This window comes from Pseudonocardia kujensis (assembly GCF_021283305.1).
Lineage (GTDB): Bacteria > Actinomycetota > Actinomycetes > Mycobacteriales > Pseudonocardiaceae > Pseudonocardia > Pseudonocardia kujensis.
Genome location: NZ_JAJSOK010000025.1, coordinates 24,431 through 41,383, shown reverse-complemented (window position 1 = coordinate 41,383; position 16,953 = coordinate 24,431). Strand labels below are relative to the sequence as shown.

19 protein-coding genes and 2 pseudogenes are annotated in these 16,953 nt (G+C 68.8%); 9 read left to right on the top strand and 12 right to left on the bottom strand.

Annotation, left to right across the window (positions count from 1 at the left end):
* Positions 1–29: 29 nt before the first annotated feature.
* Genes LWC35_RS18870 through LWC35_RS18860 form a run of 3 tightly spaced genes read left to right on the top strand, consistent with a single transcriptional unit; the run spans position 30 to position 2,472 of the window.
* A complete protein-coding gene (locus LWC35_RS18870) occupies positions 30–1,052 on the top strand; it encodes an NAD(P)H-dependent flavin oxidoreductase (RefSeq protein WP_232871469.1) in 1,023 nt (340 codons plus the stop codon).
* A gap of 3 nt (positions 1,053–1,055) precedes the next feature.
* On the top strand, positions 1,056–1,472 hold the full coding sequence (locus tag LWC35_RS18865) for a tautomerase family protein (RefSeq protein WP_232871468.1): 417 nt from the start codon (positions 1,056–1,058) through the stop codon (positions 1,470–1,472).
* A 7-nt stretch (positions 1,473–1,479) separates the two neighbouring features.
* Complete coding sequence (locus tag LWC35_RS18860; protein ID WP_232871467.1) at positions 1,480–2,472, top strand: acrylyl-CoA reductase family protein; 993 nt, start codon at positions 1,480–1,482, stop codon at positions 2,470–2,472.
* Positions 2,473–3,129: 657 nt separating this feature from the next.
* On the opposite strand, the gene LWC35_RS18855 is transcribed toward LWC35_RS18860, so the two are convergent.
* The 5 genes from LWC35_RS18855 to LWC35_RS40985 form a co-directional block, all read right to left on the bottom strand.
* Positions 3,130–3,384 (bottom strand): hypothetical protein, encoded by a 255-nt coding sequence (locus LWC35_RS18855; protein ID WP_232871466.1) that lies wholly within the window; start codon positions 3,382–3,384, stop codon positions 3,130–3,132.
* Between the two features lie 89 nt (positions 3,385–3,473).
* Positions 3,474–4,004: a Fic/DOC family protein gene (locus LWC35_RS18850; protein WP_308194595.1), complete on the bottom strand. Its 531-nt coding sequence runs from the start codon at positions 4,002–4,004 to the stop codon at positions 3,474–3,476.
* Between the two features lie 62 nt (positions 4,005–4,066).
* A protein-coding gene (locus tag LWC35_RS18845) for an IS3 family transposase (RefSeq protein ID WP_232871464.1) occupies positions 4,067–5,249 on the bottom strand; the annotation gives its coding sequence in 2 pieces (ribosomal slippage) (positions 4,067–4,982 and positions 4,981–5,249; 1,185 coding nt in all).
* An 8-nt stretch (positions 5,250–5,257) separates the two neighbouring features.
* Positions 5,258–5,482 carry a hypothetical protein gene (locus LWC35_RS18840; protein WP_232871463.1) on the bottom strand — a complete coding sequence of 75 codons (225 nt, stop codon included), beginning with the start codon at positions 5,480–5,482 and terminating at the stop codon, positions 5,258–5,260.
* The gene (locus LWC35_RS40985; protein ID WP_372463065.1) at positions 5,479–5,607 is read right to left on the bottom strand and encodes an antitoxin VbhA family protein; all 129 of its coding nucleotides are present in this window, start codon (positions 5,605–5,607) and stop codon (positions 5,479–5,481) included. The genes LWC35_RS18840 and LWC35_RS40985 overlap by 4 nt, the downstream gene beginning before the upstream one ends.
* Positions 5,608–5,935: 328 nt before the next feature.
* Here LWC35_RS40985 and LWC35_RS18835 point away from each other — a divergent pair, with 328 nt between their 5' ends.
* Both LWC35_RS18835 and LWC35_RS18830 read left to right on the top strand, forming a co-directional pair.
* Positions 5,936–6,241 (top strand): nucleotidyltransferase family protein, encoded by a 306-nt coding sequence (locus LWC35_RS18835; RefSeq protein WP_232871462.1) that lies wholly within the window; start codon positions 5,936–5,938, stop codon positions 6,239–6,241.
* A gap of 6 nt (positions 6,242–6,247) precedes the next feature.
* Positions 6,248–6,586 (top strand): HepT-like ribonuclease domain-containing protein, encoded by a 339-nt coding sequence (locus LWC35_RS18830; RefSeq protein ID WP_232871461.1) that lies wholly within the window; start codon positions 6,248–6,250, stop codon positions 6,584–6,586.
* 114 nt (positions 6,587–6,700) lie between these two features.
* Here LWC35_RS18830 and LWC35_RS18825 read toward each other — a convergent pair whose 3' ends face one another.
* Positions 6,701–7,048 carry a histone-like nucleoid-structuring protein Lsr2 gene (locus LWC35_RS18825; RefSeq protein WP_232871460.1) on the bottom strand — a complete coding sequence of 116 codons (348 nt, stop codon included), beginning with the start codon at positions 7,046–7,048 and terminating at the stop codon, positions 6,701–6,703.
* 125 nt (positions 7,049–7,173) lie between these two features.
* On the opposite strand from LWC35_RS18825, the pseudogene LWC35_RS41230 reads away from it, so the two are divergent.
* Positions 7,174–7,314, top strand: a pseudogene (locus LWC35_RS41230) (hypothetical protein); the annotation flags it as partial.
* Positions 7,315–7,379: 65 nt separating this feature from the next.
* Positions 7,380–7,577, top strand: a pseudogene (locus LWC35_RS18820) (replicative DNA helicase); the annotation flags it as partial.
* A 262-nt stretch (positions 7,578–7,839) separates the two neighbouring features.
* Here LWC35_RS18820 and LWC35_RS18810 read toward each other — a convergent pair.
* Both LWC35_RS18810 and LWC35_RS18805 read right to left on the bottom strand, forming a co-directional pair.
* Entirely contained in the window at positions 7,840–9,045 is a 1,206-nt protein-coding gene (locus tag LWC35_RS18810; RefSeq protein WP_232871459.1) for a cytochrome P450, read from the bottom strand.
* 159 nt (positions 9,046–9,204) lie between these two features.
* Positions 9,205–10,170 carry a ketopantoate reductase family protein gene (locus LWC35_RS18805; RefSeq protein WP_232871458.1) on the bottom strand — a complete coding sequence of 322 codons (966 nt, stop codon included), beginning with the start codon at positions 10,168–10,170 and terminating at the stop codon, positions 9,205–9,207.
* Positions 10,171–10,259: 89 nt separating this feature from the next.
* Here LWC35_RS18805 and LWC35_RS18800 point away from each other — a divergent pair, with 89 nt between their 5' ends.
* Both LWC35_RS18800 and LWC35_RS18795 read left to right on the top strand, forming a co-directional pair.
* On the top strand, positions 10,260–10,829 hold the full coding sequence (locus tag LWC35_RS18800) for a TetR/AcrR family transcriptional regulator (protein WP_232871457.1): 570 nt from the start codon (positions 10,260–10,262) through the stop codon (positions 10,827–10,829).
* A gap of 1,057 nt (positions 10,830–11,886) precedes the next feature.
* Positions 11,887–12,888, top strand: a complete 1,002-nt coding sequence (locus LWC35_RS18795) for an Lrp/AsnC family transcriptional regulator (protein ID WP_232871456.1) — start codon at positions 11,887–11,889, stop codon at positions 12,886–12,888.
* Here LWC35_RS18795 and LWC35_RS18790 read toward each other — a convergent pair.
* The 4 genes from LWC35_RS18790 to LWC35_RS18775 form a co-directional block, all read right to left on the bottom strand.
* Positions 12,863–14,563: an ABC transporter permease gene (locus LWC35_RS18790; RefSeq protein ID WP_232871455.1), complete on the bottom strand. Its 1,701-nt coding sequence runs from the start codon at positions 14,561–14,563 to the stop codon at positions 12,863–12,865. The genes LWC35_RS18795 and LWC35_RS18790 overlap by 26 nt on opposite strands.
* Before the next feature lie 26 nt (positions 14,564–14,589).
* On the bottom strand, positions 14,590–15,570 hold the full coding sequence (locus LWC35_RS18785) for an ABC transporter substrate-binding protein (RefSeq protein WP_232871454.1): 981 nt from the start codon (positions 15,568–15,570) through the stop codon (positions 14,590–14,592).
* A 139-nt stretch (positions 15,571–15,709) separates the two neighbouring features.
* A complete protein-coding gene (locus LWC35_RS18780) occupies positions 15,710–16,513 on the bottom strand; it encodes an ABC transporter ATP-binding protein (protein WP_232871453.1) in 804 nt (267 codons plus the stop codon).
* Positions 16,510–16,926, bottom strand: coding sequence for a Rid family hydrolase (locus LWC35_RS18775; protein WP_232871452.1), 417 nt, complete (start codon positions 16,924–16,926; stop codon positions 16,510–16,512). Before LWC35_RS18775 ends, LWC35_RS18780 begins: the two co-directional genes overlap by 4 nt.
* Between the last annotated feature and the right edge of the window lie 27 nt (positions 16,927–16,953).

Below are 16,953 nucleotides of genomic sequence, written 5' to 3'. Positions count from 1 at the left end.
CACGACGCGTCAAGGAAGATGGAACCAGCATGACCGCACGACTTCTGAACTCCCGACTGCCGATCGTTGCCGCGCCCATGGCCGGCGGGCCCTCCACGGTCGCCCTGGCGCGTGCCGTCGCGTACGCCGGTGGCTTCCCGTTCCTCGCCGCCGGGTACAAGACCCCCGACGCCCTCGCCGCGGAGATCGACGAGGTCCGCGCGTTCGGGGTGGAGTTCGGGGTGAACCTGTTCGTCCCTTCGCAGGACCCGGTGGACGAGGCCGCGTTCGTTGCCTACGCGGAGGAGCTGAAGGCGGAGACCGAGGAGTACGGGCTGGGTTTCGACCCTTCCCCGGTCGCCGACGATGACAGGTGGGGCGAGAAGCTCGCGCTGCTCACAGACAACCCGGTCCCAGTTGTGTCACTGACTTTCGGGCTGCCCGACCCGGCCGACATCGCCGCCCTGCAGAAGGCGGGAAGCCGGGTGCTCGCCAGCGTCACCACGCCGGACGAGGCCCGGCTGGCACGGGAGGCCGGAGTGGACGGCCTGGTCGCGCAGGGGTCCGATGCCGGCGGCCACAGCGCCACGTTCGACCCCACCCGCACTTTCGATCCTGTCGATACCGCCATCCTCATCCAGCAGGTACTCGAGACGGTCGACCTGCCGGTGATCGCCGCCGGCGGCGTCGACGGGCCTGACGCGGTGCGTCGGCTGCTGGATGCGGGCGCGCAGGCCGTCGCGGTCGGAACGCTGCTGCTGCGCACCGACGAGGCCGGCACCTCGCCCACCCACAAGCAGGCGCTCGGCGACCCGGCGTTCACCGAGACCGTGCTCACCCGCGCGTTCACGGGCCGGCCCGCGCGGGCACTGCGCAACGGGTTCATCGACCGACACCACCAGACAGGCCTGAACGCCTACCCGGCCGTGCACCACCTCACCCGGGCGCTACGACAGGCCGCCGGGAAATCCGGCGACGCCGACCGGCTCCACCTGTGGGCCGGAACCGGATGGCGCAACGCCGCCACCGGACCCGCCGCCGACGTCATCCGCCACCTCGCCGAAGGAGTCTGAACCTTGCCCCTCATCGCCGTCGACGTCATCAGAGGACACGACGAAACCCACTTGACCACCCTGCTCGACGGCATCCACGACGCCGTCGTCGAAGCGCTCGCCGTGCCCGACACGGACCGATACCAAATCCTCACCCAGCACGAGCCCTTGGAGATCCGCGCCCTCGACACCGGTCTCGGGTACACCCGCAGCCAGAACCTGACCATCATTCGGGTGATCAGCAAGGCCCGCCCCGAGGCGGCCAAGCAGCGCCTGTACGCCCTCATCGCGCAGAACCTGCACGCGCGGCTCGGAATCGGCGGCGACGACATCATCATCTCCATCGCCGAGAACACCGACGCGGACTGGTCCTTCGGAGGAGGCCGCGCGCAGTTCCTCACCGGAGACCTCCCCAACACCCCCGACGAGAGCACGAAGTGAGCCCCGCATGACGGCATTTCACGGATGGATCGTCCGCAAGGAAGACGGCGCGAACACAGCCACGCTCGAGGCCCTCGACACGAACGGCCTCGACGACCTCGACACGACGGTGCGCGTGCGGTACTCCAGCATCAACTACAAAGACGCCCTCGCCCTCCATGGCCGCCCCGGCGTCATCCGTCGCACCCCGCTGATCCCGGGCATCGACCTCACCGGTGAGGTCATCGAGACCCGACACGCCCGGTGGAAGCCCGGCGACGTCGTCACACTCAGCGGCGCGGGCCTCGGCGAGGATCTCCACGGCGGGCTCGCCGGGATCGCCCGTGTCAACGGCGACGACCTCGTCCCCGTTCCCGACACATTCACCCCGGCCCAAGCCGCCGCCCTCGGCACCGCCGGATTCACCGCGGCACTGGCCCTGCTCGCCCTTGAACGCCACGGACTCACCCCCGGCGACGGGCCGCTGCTGGTCACCGGAGCCAGCGGCGGGTCCGGCAGCATCGCGGTCGCCCTTTCAAGCCGCTCCGGCTATAGGGTCGTCGCCGCGACCGGCAGGCCAGAGCAGCTCCGCGACCGCCTCACCGGCCTCGGAGCCGCCGAGATCATCGATCGAGCAGAACTGCAGACCCAGACCCGTCCGCTCGGCACGCAACGCTGGGCCGGCGTGATCGACTCCGCCGGCGGGGCCGTTCTCGCCGGCGCGCTCGCGACCCTCCAGCAAGGCGCCGCGGCGGCAGCCTTCGGGCTCGCCGCCGGCTCGCAGCTGCCGACCACGGTGCTCCCCTTCATACTCCGCGGCGTTTCCCTCCTCGGCATCGACTCCGTGCGCACAAACCCCGTGCTGCGGCAGGCCGCGTGGGAGCGCCTCGCCCGCGACCTCGACCCCGCCCACCTTGACGCGGTCACCCGCGCCGTCCCGCTCGATCAGGCCAAGACCGCCGCCAGCGCGCTGCTCGAGGGCCGCGGAACGGGTCGCACCGTCGTGGAGGTAACCCCGTGACCCGACAGGGCGGCACCCGGGACGGAGGGCTCCGGTTCACGCTGATCGGCGGGCGACCGCGCTCCTCGACTACGCTGGGGCGCGCACCCATACTCGACCTGACGGTCAGGCCGCCCCAGCGACTACCCGTCATCCACCGGCACGGCACCAGCATCCGCGTCACCGGATTGCGGAGGCACACGGCCCCGCCGGAGTCGTACGCCTCGGACGGCACCGTGACCGGGTTTCTCCTCGAGTCCGGAGAGCAGCCCGTTGTGTAAGGTCCTTCTCCGGCGACAACGCCTCTGTCCCGACGTCCGCAAGCTCGCGGACCGTGTCGGGCATCTTGATATCGCGGCGCTACACACCGCGGCGGCTCCCACCGGCGCGTTCGACAACGCACCCTTGCGCTCACGGCCGATGCCCCGCCATTCCCGACTGGACTACCTCTCACCCCTCGTACAACGCCGGCCATCACCGGGGCGGTAGCCCCGCCCGCGCCCGGTCCGCGCCGAGACCATGAAACATTTTCGCGGCCGCAGCGAACCCGCCGGCCCCGCCAGGACACCCGGGTGGCCGTGAGCTGCGGTCGGGGCCGGTACCGGCGAGCAGGACCTTGCCGGCGTTGCGCAGGTCGCGGGCCCACTTGTCCAGCACCCGCACCGAGTTACCGCGCGGTCACACGTAGGCCTTGCTGATCTCCGGGGTCAGCCCGTACAGCTCGGTCAGGATCTTCATCGTCGGCGTGGTGACCCACAGATAGTCGCCGCCGCGTCGGCGGCCGGCCACCTGCAGCGGGTCGGGCAGGCGGGCGTGCTCCCAGGTCAGAGTGCGGATCCGCCAGTACCCGGGAGTGGTCTGGTCGAACTCGGGATCCTCGGTGATCTCCTCCGGGGCCCCGATGCCCAGCGGCAGCGACGTCGCCGCGCCCAAGAACAAACCGTTGACATCCCACGCATCTGCCGGGTCAGCGCCTACCGAGACGGACCGCGATCGCGGCCCTGCTCAGGGGAGCCACGCGGCTACGGCGGCCGCAGAGGTGAACGCCGGGACCGACTGCCCCGGGGTTGCCCACGGCCATCCTCGGGCGAAGTGAGGGCCGCGCCGGCGGCGCGCGCCGGATGCTCAGGTGTAGTGGCCTCGTCTGCCGCGGACCGATCGGGGTCCTGCACGAGTTGCTCGAGCATTTGTCGCAGGGGCTCGGCGTCCCCGCGGTGCGCGGCTTGGGAGGCCGTGATGTTGATGTTGGGGTCCATCGCTTCCCAGTGCAGCGGGTGGCCGGCGGCGCGGGCGAGTTGAGCGAGGAAGGCACGCTGGGCGCGGCCGTTGCCCTCGCGGAAGGGGTGCAGCGCGTTGAGGTCGGCTAGGAGCTCGGTGAGTTTGTCAAGGAACTCAGGCCGTCCAAGGCCGCGCAGATAGTCGTCGCGGCGGGCGAGCTTGCCGAAGATGTCCTCGGCGAAGCTCTCGATGTGTTGGGGCAGGCAGAACAGGTCTTCCTTGGCGATCGCCACCGTGCGTAGCTGGCCGGCCCAGTCGTAGAGGTCGCCGAAGATGAAGCGGTGGAAGGCCTACATGATCAGCCCCGAAATTTTCGGACCGCTTGAATTGTCGTCGTCTACGCGGCTTGCTGGGATTTCTCCCACTCGTTGAGGGCTTCCTGCGGGGATTTGTAGCCCAGGCCGGAGTGGAGCCTTTTCGTGTTGTACCAGAACTCGATGTATCGAGCGATGTCGGCGCGGGCGTGTGCGCGGGTCGGGTATGCGGTGCGGTGGACACGTTCATTCTTCAGAGCGGCGAAGAACGACTCGGCCATGCTGTTATCGTAGCATATGCCGGCGTGTCCAACCGATTGGCGCATACCGAGGCTGCGGATGGTCGCGGCGTACTCGCGGGAGGTGTAATTGCTTCCGCGGATCGAGTGGAAAATCACGCCAGGAGCGAGGGAGATTCGTTGTACTGCCCGGTGTAGCGCGTCGGAGATAAGCCCGGTTCGGTAGTTGTCGTCCATGGCGTACCCGATGACCATCTTGGTGTGGCAGTCGATCACGGTGGCCAGATACAGCCAGCCTTCCCAGGTCGGTACGTAGGTGATGTCTCCGACGAGTTTCACGCCGGGGGTCTCGGCGGTGAAGTCGCGATCGACGAGGTCGGGGAGGCGGTGTTCGTGGCCGTTCTGTTCGGTCAGGCTCGTCCGCCACGGGCGGGGCTGGCAGGGCTGTAGCCCCAGTTCACGCATGATGCTGCGGACGAGTTCGGGGCCGCACGGCACGCCCCAGCGGGCGAGCTGGGCGTGGATGCGTCGGTAGCCGTAGGTCTCGTCGGAGTCGGTGAACGGGGCGAGGATGAGTTCGGCGAGTCGGGCCCGGCGTCTCGCGGTCGCCGAGTCCGGGCGTCGGCGCCAGTCGAAGAATCCCGATGGCGACACCTGCAGCCAGCACATCTTCTTCACGGGATAGGCGTACTTCGCGTCGCTTGTTCGGCATGAGTCGATGAACTCGTACTTCTCGGCTACCGGGGATCCCGGGCGAAGTACGCTGCGGCTTATTCAGGAATACGTTCTCCATGCGGAGCTCGCGCAGTTCACGCTGGGCTTCGGCGAGCTGGGCCCGCTCGCTCACGGTCAGCGGAGGTTCCTCGCCTGCGTGGTCTTTCCGGTACTGGTTCACCCAGTTCCCGAGAGTTCCCTCGTTCACGCCTAACTCCCGCGCGACCTGAGCGATCGGACGCGACGTCTCGATCGCCAACCGCACGGCCTCATCCCGAAACTCAGGACTGAACTTGCGGTACTTCCTTGCCACTTCCCACATCACCTTCCGGCCCCGATCCTATTGGATCGTGGTCCGAGAACAACGGGGCACCTCAACAGGTGGGCGAGGTCGTAGGCGCCGGGCAGGTCGTGCTGGTGCAGCTCGATGAGGCGGAAACCGGTCAGGTCGGCCTCGGCACGCTCGAGCTCGGCGACATCAGTGAGGCCGAGCTTGTTGCGCAGGACCCCGCTGGCGGGGTCGGTGTAGGGGTCTTGCGGGCTCACTTGCGGTATCGCGCCAGGGTGCGCTCGCGGACCTCTTCGGGGGTCATGCGTCCCTCAGCGATCGCCTCGAACATCTCCAGACCCTCGTCGCTGGGCTCGAGGCCCTCGGCGCGAACCGGAGACAACCCGGTCCGCCCGGGAACCTACGCCCTCACCGGCGAGCAGTTCGACGGACACTGGGTCTACCGCCGCCACGACGACAACTGAAGCTCGAGGCCCGTCGACCCGACGTGTCCAGGCCCGATACCTCTCAGCGGCACGTCCGCGACCGGACCGGCTACGTCACGTATCCGACCGGCCGCGGACCCCCCCGCCTCGCCGGACGGGCTCCCCACACCGACGAGGCAGCACCTTCAACGAGCCATCCGCCCTGAGGATCCGACATCTTCGTCACATCCGCAGTCCGGTGGCAGACGATGAACGTGGCCCACGATGGTGCGGCATCATGGTCTCGTGCAGCTGCGCCCGGGCCTGACGATCGCTGACTCCGTGCTGCGCGATTTCGCGGCGCGTCACGGGATCTGTCGGCTGGCGTTGTTCGGCTCGGCGCTGCGATCCGATTTCGGCCCGGACAGCGATGTTGACCTGCTCGTTGAGTTCCTGCCCGGGCGCACTCCCGGGCTGCTGCATCTGGCTCAGATGGAACTGGAGCTGGAAGGACACCTGGGCCATCCCGTTGAGCTCCGAACCTACGAAGATCTCAGCCGGTACTTCCGCGACCAGGTCACCGCGGATGCGCGTCCCCTCTACGCTGCCTGAGCCTGCATGCGGCCCGAGGACAGAATCCGGCTCCAGCATCTCGCCGAAGCCGCTTCGAAAGCCATCGCCTACAGCGCGAATCGCGACCGCCGCGACCTTGACGACGACGAGCTGCTGCGGCTGGCCCTGACCAAACTCGTGGAAATCGTGGGCGAAGCGGCCAAACAAGTCTCTGCCGAACTGCGCTCCGCGCATCCGGAGGTGCCGTGGTCTGCGGCTGCCCGGATGCGGGACCGACTCATCCACCACTATTTCGACATCAACCTGGACATCCTCTGGACCACCGTCACCGACGACCTACCGCAACTCCTGAAGGCGCTTCCCGCTCCACCCAAGGATACGTAGTCAGGATAGGGCGGATACCGCTCACAAGTATCCGTGACCAGCGTCGGCTGGTTTGGCCATATCACCGCGAGCTGACGTCGTAGGAAATGCCGCGGCACCGCGCGGGCGCTGACCTCACACTCGGCCCTGCTGCCGATTATCGTAACGCAGCATGATCTCGATGGGGATGCGTCCGCGTTCGGCGATCTGCAGGCCTTGCGCGCGTGCCCATTCGCGGATCGCCTGGTTGCGCTGCTTGCTGGTGGTGGTCGACCGCGAGCTTCCGCGGGCCCGGCGGCTCGCGTGAGACCGGGTGTGGCGGCCGGCTTTGATGTAGGGCTCAAGCAGCGCGCGGAGCGCGTCGGCGTTCTTGCGGGAAAGATCGATCTCGTAGGATGTTCCGTTCCAGCTGAACGGTACGGTTTCGTCGGCGGTGCCGCCGTCGATATCGTCGACCAGGGTGGTCTGGACGTGTCGAGCCACTCGTGTCCTCACTCGGCTTCTTAAGGGGGTTCAGCGTAGTTTCTACGGCAACAATAAGGATGCGGGCAAGTCGACCACACGGACGGGGTTTCTGGTGCTGACCAGGGACTCGGCGCCGATCTTAGATGTGCGCCACATACGGCGGGTCGTCCATCACAGCGCGCGGTATGGCCCGCAGTTTGCCGGTCATGCGGGATAGGCCCGAGATGGCGGCACTGCGCTGTCGGGCGTGTGGCAGCGTGTGGGTGGGGATGGACCGTGCGCATTGCCGCGGCTGTCGTCAGACCTTCGACGACGCGGCGCTGTTTGCTATCACGGGGCCGAGGGCGCCGAGGTCGAGGAGGTCGTCGACCGGGCGCAGGCGGCGATCTACGAGGTCACCGAGCGGTCCACGAGCGAGGACTACGTCGCGCTCGAGGAGCTGCTGCAGCCGACCATGGACGAGATCGACGCGATCGCCTCGCGGGGCGGGGTGTCGCTGGGCGTACCGACCGGGTTCCAGGACCTGGATGCGTGCACCCACGGGCTGGCTGGCTGATCGCCACCACCGGCACCTCGAGCTCCTTGGCCAGCAGCCTGATCTGCCGGAGAACAGTGAGACCTCCTGCTGACGGGACTCGACCTTGCGTCGCCCTCCGGTGTCTGGTTGATCAGGATGATCGTGCCCTCGTCCTCGCTCTGGTCGAACAGCGCGGGCTCGGGGAGCAGGCACTGTCCGGCGCCGACGCACTTGCCCGTGTCGGCGATGATCCTCATGGCCCTCTCCTTCCGGGGTGGGAACGGCGGTTCCTCTACCAGGTCACCGGGAGCCGGTAGAGGCCGTAGATGTTCGCGTCGTACTTGAACGGCAGTTCGTCGACATCCATCGCCAGCTCCAGCGTGGGGACGCGGTGGAACAGGGTGTCGAACACGATCTGTAGCTCCATCCGAGCCAGGTTCTGGCCCAGGCACTGGTGCGGCCCGAAACCGAACGCGACATGGTGGCGTGCGCCGCGTTCGATGTCGAGCTCGTCGGGGTTCTCGAACGCCCGCGGGTCCCGGTTGGCCGAGTAGTCGAGCGCCAGCACCCCTTCGCCCGCGCGGATCAGCTGCCCGCCGACCTCGATGTCCTCGACGCACAACCGGGCCGTCGCCACGTCGATGATCGTGAAGTACCGCAGCATCTCCTCGACGGCGTCGAGTGTTCTGCCCGGGTCGGCCTTGAGCATCGCGAGCTGCTCCGGGTTGCGAAGGAACGCCATCGTCGACAGCGAGATCATGTTCGCCGTCGTCTCATGGCCGGCCACGAGCAGCAGGAAGCCCATGGCGACCAGTGCCGCCCTCCGGTAGGTGCCGTCCTCGCGCAGCTTGACGATCTGGCGCCCGAGCAGGTCGTCCGGCGGGTTCTTCTCCTTCTCCATGATGAGGTCGGCCATGTAGGCCTGGATGGCCACCACGGCCGCCCGCCGCTGCTCGGGCGGCGTCGACTGCTTGATCAACGTCACCGTGTGTTCCTGGAAGAACGCGTGGTCGGCGTAGGGCACGCCCAGCAGCTCGCAGATCACCAGTGACGGGATCGGCAGCGACAGCGAGTCCACCAGGTCACCGGGCCGCGGTCCGGCCAGCAGCGCGTCGATCTGCCCGTCGACGATCTCCTGGATCCGCGGCCGCAGCGCCTCCAGCCGGCGTAGCGTGAACTCGCCGAGCACGGCCCTGCGCGCCGGCCCGTGCTCGGGCGCGTCCATCGCGATCAAGGGACGTTCCTCGTCCGGCCGCCGGGCCGCCGCCTCGCCCTCGACCAGCTGAGGGAAGTCCGGATGCTGCCGGTCGGCGCTGAACCGCCGGTCGTTCAACACGGTTCGCACGTCGTCGTGGTGGCTAACCACCCAGGCCCACCCGCCTTCGGGCAGACGAACCCGCGAGACCGGCTCTTCCTCGCGGATCTGTTCGTAGGCCGGCGGCGGCGTGAACGGGCAGGTACGGGCCATGGGGAGCTCGTGCTTCTCGGCGGTGGTCATGACTTTCCTTTCGCGACGTGACGGACAGGCGAGAGGGGCTGGACAGCGACGGGCCGTGCGAGAACGGCAGTTGGTCGACCGGTGCGACCGGGTTGGCGGTGGTATGCGGCGTACCGGGGAGCCTGCGATGGAGCACCGGGACCGACGACGTCGGCGGGTTCAGGCTCGGCCCGTCCCCTCACGGGCGAAGCTGGGTTCCGCCGCTTCCAATCGCGGTACCGAGATGCCCAGCCGTCGTGCTTCGGCCAGGGCGTCCCGGCAGACCTCCCGCGGCTCCTCGGCGCCGGGGTCGGAGTGCGCCGCAAAGTTCACGCGCACGGGCGCGACATGAGCAGTCAGCCAGGCGAGCGCGGGGGCTGTCAGCCAGGTGGGCGCCCGGAACAGCAGCACACCGCCGCGGTGACGTCGCAGGTCGAGCCCGCGCGCCTCGAGCAGCGGCAGCAGCTCGCGGGCTGCCAGCAATCCCTCGCGCAGGTCGCGCGTCGCCCCGGCCAGGTCGGACAGGGAACCCAGCCGCAGGCCCTGCGAGAACAGGCCGGCATCCGACACAAAATGGACCCACAGCCAGCCTCGGAAATCGGGCTGCTCCTTGAGTCGGAGCCCGGCCTCGCGAAACGCCTGGCGCACGGCCCGCTCCCGGTCGGTCGGGGGCTGGTCGAGGGTGCCGAAGACGACCGATGGCATCAGCGCCCCACGGAGCACGCCGTCCGGGCCGAAACCACCACCGGCCTGGGGAAAGCCCCAGGCGATCTGGTCAACGGGGAGCGCGCCGATCGCCGCCAGCGGCTCGGTCCAGATGTTGCCGAAGACCAGCACGGTGGCCTGGCCGACGCGTGGGGCCAGGAAGGCCGCCGCCTCCGCGAGGCGGTGGTGCGGCACGCTAAGCATGATCAGGTCGAAGTCGTGGTCCGGCTCCAGTGCCTCGCGGTAGCGCACCGGCCACTTCTCGACGACGCGCTGCCCCCACACCCGGCGCCGCGTATCGATCAGGTCGAGGTCCACGGTGTCCCCGTAGGTCGCGGCGCGGCCTGGCCGGACGTAGAACTCGATGTCGTGTCCCGCCCATTGCAGGGCCCAGCCGTAGATGGTGGCGATCACGCCTCGGCCGAACATCAGGATCTTCACGCTGCACCTCGTGGGGTACGATCGATGTGGAGGTCATCTCCACTTGTCAAAATATGGAGATCGTCTCCATTGTCAACGCGAGGTAGCGCATGACCGCCGACAAGCCGCTGCGGGCCGACGCCCGGCGCAAGCGCGAGGCCCTGCTCGCCAAGGCACGTGAGGTCTTCGACGCCGGCGACTTCTTCGACCTGCGCTTCGACGACTTCGCCCGCCTGGCCGGGGTGGGCACCGGCACGCTGTACCGCCACTTCCCCACCCGGGAAGCACTGGCCGAGGCGGTCTACCACGGCGAAGTCGCCGCGCTGTGCGACCGCGCCCGCCAGCTACAGGCCACGCTGCCCGCAGCCGAGGCCCTAGCGAGCTTCCTACGCGGCATGGTCGACCACATGGACGCCCACAAGGGACTGGCCCGGACGCTGGCCACGCTCATGGCCGGTCGCTCGGGTGTCCTTGCCGAGGGCGGCCGGGCGCTGGAGCAGGCTGTCACCGACCTGGTGGCCGCCGCCGTGCGGGACGGCACCGTCCGCAACGACGTGGGTGCCGGCACCGTGATGATGGCGCTGCACGGCATCGGTGCCGCCCATGACCGCCCCGATTGGCGGGCCGAGGCCGACGGTGTCATCACCCTCGTACTGGACGGGCTGCGCCGCCCCCTTTGACACGGTGCAACACGAGGTCGAATACGCGAGTGCAGGAACGGGTTAGCCTGAGTCATCTGTGAGGACCGACGTGAGCGGCGCCTTTCAGGGCGGCGTGCTCCTGGCCCAGGTCGCCCGCGACATCGCCCCGCTGGAAGACGCCCTGCGGGCAGCCATTGACTACGTGGCGCCCTTCGCGATGCCAGCTGCTGTCTGCGTACGCGAAGATGTTCACCGAGGCCGAACGCAACAAGTAGCGGCGACTGCGCCTCTCCCGCTGGACATGCGAATTGATCCACGCCGCGGGCCGGCCAGCTCCGGGTCGGCCAGCTCAACGCAGCGGTGACGTTCGTCGTCGGCGCCGCCATCAGACTCGGCCTGAGCAGTTCTCTCGCGCGAGGTCGACGAAGCGGCTGCAGTGTAGCTGGTAGCGAGGCGGCTGCTTTCGGCTGCCAGCCACAGTCGCCACCACCCCGGCTTCCTCGTAGATCGACGATCATGCGGAATCGCTGGTGCGAGCTGAAAGTCCCGACGGGCGGTCAGCGGCGGGTGCGGCACTGGTGCTGGGCGCGGTCGTGGCGACCGCGCTGACGCTGACCGTGTCGGCGAGCGCGTCACCCGGCGTCCACACGGGGGACCACCGGGCGCCCACCGCGACGGTGGCTTCCACACGTGCTGCATACCCATCGACGGGACGCTGGCCCTCGTGTCGACGATTCTGACACCGCGGCTTCCGGCCATGCCCACCATTCGGCCGGCCGCGCAGCCGACCACGACTCCGTAGGCCCGGACGACCACCACGACCATGACGTCACCGGCGTCGCCGTGGTCAGCAGCGCAGCCCCCGGGCGACTGATGGGACGCAGCGTGACGGGAGCATGCCCGGTCGAGGGGGGCGGGGCGTGTCGCCGGTCGAGCTGGGTTCCGGACCGATCGTCGCCAGCGGCGCCGTGACCTCGCAGCCAGAATCGGCGTCGCCGTCGCGGGCGGTCATCGTGTCGACTGTGGCGGCGCTCCGAGCGCCTCGACCCGCCGCCGAGCGGACCATTACGAATGGCTCGGCTGCTATATTCGGCCGGTGACCCGCTCCACTCGACGCGAAATCATGGACGTCGGCGAAATGACAGGAGGAAGGCCGCACACCAGCCTTGATGAGACCGATCGCGGGATCATTCGCCTCCTCCTGGAGGATGGCCGGATGTCTGTCCGCAGAATCGCCGACAACTTGTCGATCTCCGCGCCAACCGCCCATGCCAGGCTGGACAAGCTGCGCGGTTCCGGGACCGTGCGGATCGTCGGTCTCGTAGATCCCGCGGTTCTGGGCCGCCCCGTGGTTGCCTTCCTAACCATCACCGTCTGTGAGGACGTGTACGAGGTCGCGAAGCGGGTGACGGCACATCAGGAGATTCTGTGGGCCACGATCATCGCAGATTTTCAGACCATTCTCGCGCAGGTCAGCGTTGCCGACAACGCGGATCTTCTCGACCTTGTCGACCATCAGATCCGTGCCATAGAAGGTGTCGATTCGGCGCGTGCCGATATCGGATTGCGATCCTACTCGACCGCTTTTCGCTTCGGCTTTGATGTGCCCGTAACGGCGCCATCGCAGTCGCACGTTCCATGGCTTTCCGGCGGCACCAGTAAACCGTTGGACGAGGTGGATCGGACCATCCTGCGCGAGTTGCAACGGGATGGACGCACCACGTTCGCTGCGCTCGCCGAGCTGGTCGGTCTGTCCGTGCCGGCCGCGCGCCAGCGCTACCTTCGGCTCGTCGAGGGTGGGCTGCTGCGCATTCAGTGCCGGCCGAGTATCGAGAGCCTCGGGTTGCATGCCGTCGCCACGCTCGGCGTCGAGGTCACCTCCTCGTCGGCGGCGGTCGCGCAAGAGCTCGCCGCCCTGCCAGAGGCGACCTGGGTCACAGAGGCCTCGGGGAAGTACCACATCCGCGCCGAGCTCGTCTGTGCAGACCCGACCGCACTTGCCCGGACCCTCAGCCGGGTCCGCGGCCTGGCAGGGGTCCGTTCGGTGCGCGTGTTCCTGCACCAGGAGATCGTCAAGAGTGCGGGGCGCTGGTCTTAGCCGCGCTTCGCGCCACAGCTGCCCCGACGGGATCACGGGGCGGGACCTGCTCCACTTGGGGCGCCTCTGTGGACGCCGTCGTTGCAGAGTCCCTCCGCTCGTGGGCTAGCAGCGTGAGCAACCCGCGCTCCAGGAGCCCGACCGCGAAGTACAGGGCGGCGCACATCGTGGTCGCAAGAACGACCTGTGACCAGAGCAGGAGATAGTTTGACGTGCTCAGGGACAACGACATCGAGGAGCCGAATCCCTGTCCCGTCGCGAGCCACTCCGCCAGCAGTGCGCCGGCAACGGCGAGCGGCGCGGCTGCGCGCATGGAGGTGAACAGCACCGGGATTGCGGTAACCACTTGGACGCGGCGGAGCACCTGCCAGCGCGATCCGCCCGTCGCGCGCACCACGTCGACGATCTCCGCGGGGGTGCGCCGGAAGGCGTCGACGACGCCGACGAGCGTGGGGAAGAAGCTCACGATGGCGGCGATAACCAGAACTCCAGCGAACCCGCGCCCGAAGGCCAGCACCACCACTGGGGTCAGTGCGACCAGCGGCACGGCGCGCATGGCCAGGGCGACCGGCATGAGGACGCTGCCGAGCCAGGGGACCAGGCTGAACATCGCCGCCACCGTGAACGCAACCAGCGCACCACCGGTCAGGCCCAGCAGTGAGTCCCGCACAGTGATCGCGGCGTCAGCGCCCAGTGCCGCCCAGTCGACCTTCGGCCCGGTGAGGTAGGCGAGAACGTCGAGCGGTCGCTTGCCGATGAACGGCGACACGTCGAACACGGCGAGGAACGCCTCCCACACAAGCAGGATTGCCACCACGGAACCGATGACGCTCGCCACGGAGGACGCCATCTGTCGGGCCCACGGCCGGTCGCTGCCGTTGCGCCCGTGTGGGGCTGTGGACGCGCGGAGCTCGGTCGCCGCGATCTCGGTGCGCCACGGCAGCAGTACCCGGCCGAGAAGCCCGAGGACTGCGTAGCCCACCCCGGCCAGTACCGTGGCCACCAGTGCGACACACCAGGTCCGCGGCGCGTTCGTCGCCTGCTGCGCATTGATCATCATCACGCCGAGGCCGTCGTCGGCCCCGATGTACTCTCCCACAATCGCCCCGAGCACCGCCGCGGGCGCAGACGCTTGCAGGCCAAGTGCGAGGCTCGGCAGGATCGCGGGCAGCCGCACCTTGACCACGTTCGTCCGTGCCGTGCCGCCGTGGACCGCCACGACGTCGAGCCAGCCGGGGTCGACGGTGCGCAGCCCCGCGGTGACGATCACCAGGGTCATGAAGAAGACCGCGAGGGCCGCGAGGACCTGACGCGAGGTGTCCGCCGAGAACAGGATCGAGAACAGCGGCCCGATCGCCACGATGGGCAGGCAGTACGACACCACGCCCAGGCGCAGGAGCAACGCTTCCAGCCGCGGAACCACCACGGCGAGGACCACCGCCGCAATGGCGGCGATGTTGCCCCACAGCCAGCCGAGTAACGCGGCGCGGCCAGTGTGGTATGCCGAGCCCAGGTACTGGCCGAGTCCGTCGGTGACGAACTGCCCGACGATCGCCGCCGGGCCGGGGACGACCTGCCCGACCGAGGCGCGGCCGGCGGCGAGTAGCTGCCAGCCGAGCAGCAACACCACCACCCCGATGAGCGGGCCGGCAGGTCGTGTCGCGGATGTGCGCACTGCACGTCCTCTCTCGGAGGGCTCGGTCAGAGCGTGGGCTTCCCGGCGAAGACGTCGGCGAGGACGGACTGGTCGAACAGTGCCCGGTCGGCATGGATACCGCTGGCGGAGAGTGTGGCGAGGGTGTCGGTGATGAGTTGGTCGCTCATCGTCATGAGCCCGTTGGCCTGCGTCTCGGCGGTCACCATCAGCTCGTTGGTCGCGGCGGACGAAGCCTCCTGCACGGCCCGGTCGAGCCCGTTGCCCTGTCCGTACTTGTCGACCGTGAGCTCGGCGACCCTGGCCGGGTCGGCGACAGCGGCCTGCCACCCCTTGATCGACGCGCGGAGGAAACGGATGATGGCATCCCGCTCGTCCGGCCTCTGCAGCGATTGCGTGCGCGCGGTGTAGGTGGCGGTCATGATCTTGTAGCCGTAGTCGGCGAGCGGCATGACCGTGGGGTTGAGCCCGCGCAGCTTCAGGGTCACGACGTTGTCGTTGGTGAACCCCCAGAAGCCGTCGACCTCGCCGGAGGTCAGGGGCGTCATGTCGAACTGCACCGGGACCTTCGTGAAGGACGACGGGTCGATGCGCGCCAGCTGGAGGAACGCGGCCCAGGCAACCTCGTTGACCGACTGGACCCCGATCCGCTTGCCGGCAAGGTCGGCAGGCGAGGAGATGGGGGCGCCGAGGGAGATGATTGCGTAGGGCGAGCGTTGGTAATTCGCGCCGATGATCTTCAGGTCCGCCCCCTGGGCGACGGCATTGGCCGTGAGGTCTGGTCCGCTCTGCGCCAGCAGCACCTTGCCGGACTGCACTGCCGCGTCCGTCGCGGCGGTCGGCCCCCCAGCCACGAGGTCGACGGTCAGCTTCTCGGCGGCGTAGAAGCCGCTGTCGTCGGCGATGTACTCGCCGCCGTACTGGAAGTTCTTGATCCACCCGAGCTGGTAGGCCATCGAGCCGATTGCGGTCCCCGTGCCCGTGGAGGCGCCGTCCGCACCGCAGCTCGCGAGGACGGGGGCTGCCACCGCGAGCCCCGCAACACTCGCGGCGCGGAAAAGGAATTGCCGTCGGTCCATGTTCTCGCCTTCTCTGGTAGGTGCCGTTTCGGCAGCGACATGGTCGGAAGCCTGTGACGGGGCCGCTGGGCCGCTCGGGAGGACGGGCTCAGCCGACAGGAACGGCGCCGGAGGCGAGGATCTCGGTGAGCTGGTCGACCATCGCGTGGAACTCCGGGCTGTGCAGGAGCGCCGGGGCCCGGGGCCGGCCGAACGGGATGTCCACGCGTTCGACGACCCGCCCCGGCCGTGCGGACATGACGTAGACGTGGTCGGAGAGGAGGACTGCCTCGGGAATGGAGTGGGTCACCAGCAACGTGGTGGTGCGACGCTCGGACCAGATCCGCTGCAGTTCGATGTTCATGTGCTGGCGGGTCAGCTCGTCGAGGGCCCCGAAGGGCTCGTCGAGCAACAGGATCCGCGGGTCTGTAACCAGGGCGCGGGCGATGGCGACGCGTTGACGCATACCTCCTGAGAGGTGCGCGGGGCGGGCCCGGGCGAACTCCGCCAAGCCGACCAGGCGCAGGACGTCGTCGACCGCGGCCCTCGCGACGCTGGTCTTCAGAGTGCCGGCGATCTCGAGCCCGAGCCGGACGTTGCGCTCCACCGACCGCCACGGCAGCAGCGCAGGGCCCTGGAACGCCACGCCGATCTCGTGTCGGGCCTGAACGACGGCGGACGGGTCGCCGTGCAGCCAGACTTCACCGGCGGTGGGCTGTTCGAGCCCCGCGAGCATGCGCAACACGGTGGACTTGCCACATCCGGACGGGCCCAGCAGCGTGGTGAACTCCCCGGCCCGCGAGGAGAGGTTGACCTCGGCGAGTGCGGTGACCTCGGTGCCGCCGGTCAGCGTGAAGACCTTGGTGACGCCGTCGACGAGGAAGCCGTCTTCGACGGTGGCCCCGTCGGTCATGCCCGGCCGCCTTCGGGGTCGGCGGCGGCCGCGATCTCCGAGGGCATCGCGACGGCCTCGATCTCGAAGCGCAGTCCCGGCGGGAAAGACACCGCGTAGGTGGTTCGGGCGGGGTAGGGGGCGGTGAAGTGTCGACGGTAGATCGCGTCGAAACGGTCGAAGTCAGCGATGTCCGCGAGCAGGCACGTCGTCTTGACGACGTGCGCGAGATCCGACCCGGCGGCGCCCAGGACCGCGGCCAGGTTCTCGATTGCCGTGGTGATCTGCGCCTCGAGTCCGTCGGCCAGCTCGCCCGTGGTCGCCGAGCGGCCGATCTGTCCCGCGGTGACCACGGCCGTGCCGAGGTCCACCGCGAGTGAGTAGCTCGCGGCCGGAGCGGCAGCGTGGTCCGCCTCGGCCAGGTACTTGATCATGATCGTCCTCAGTCGTGGATGAGTGGG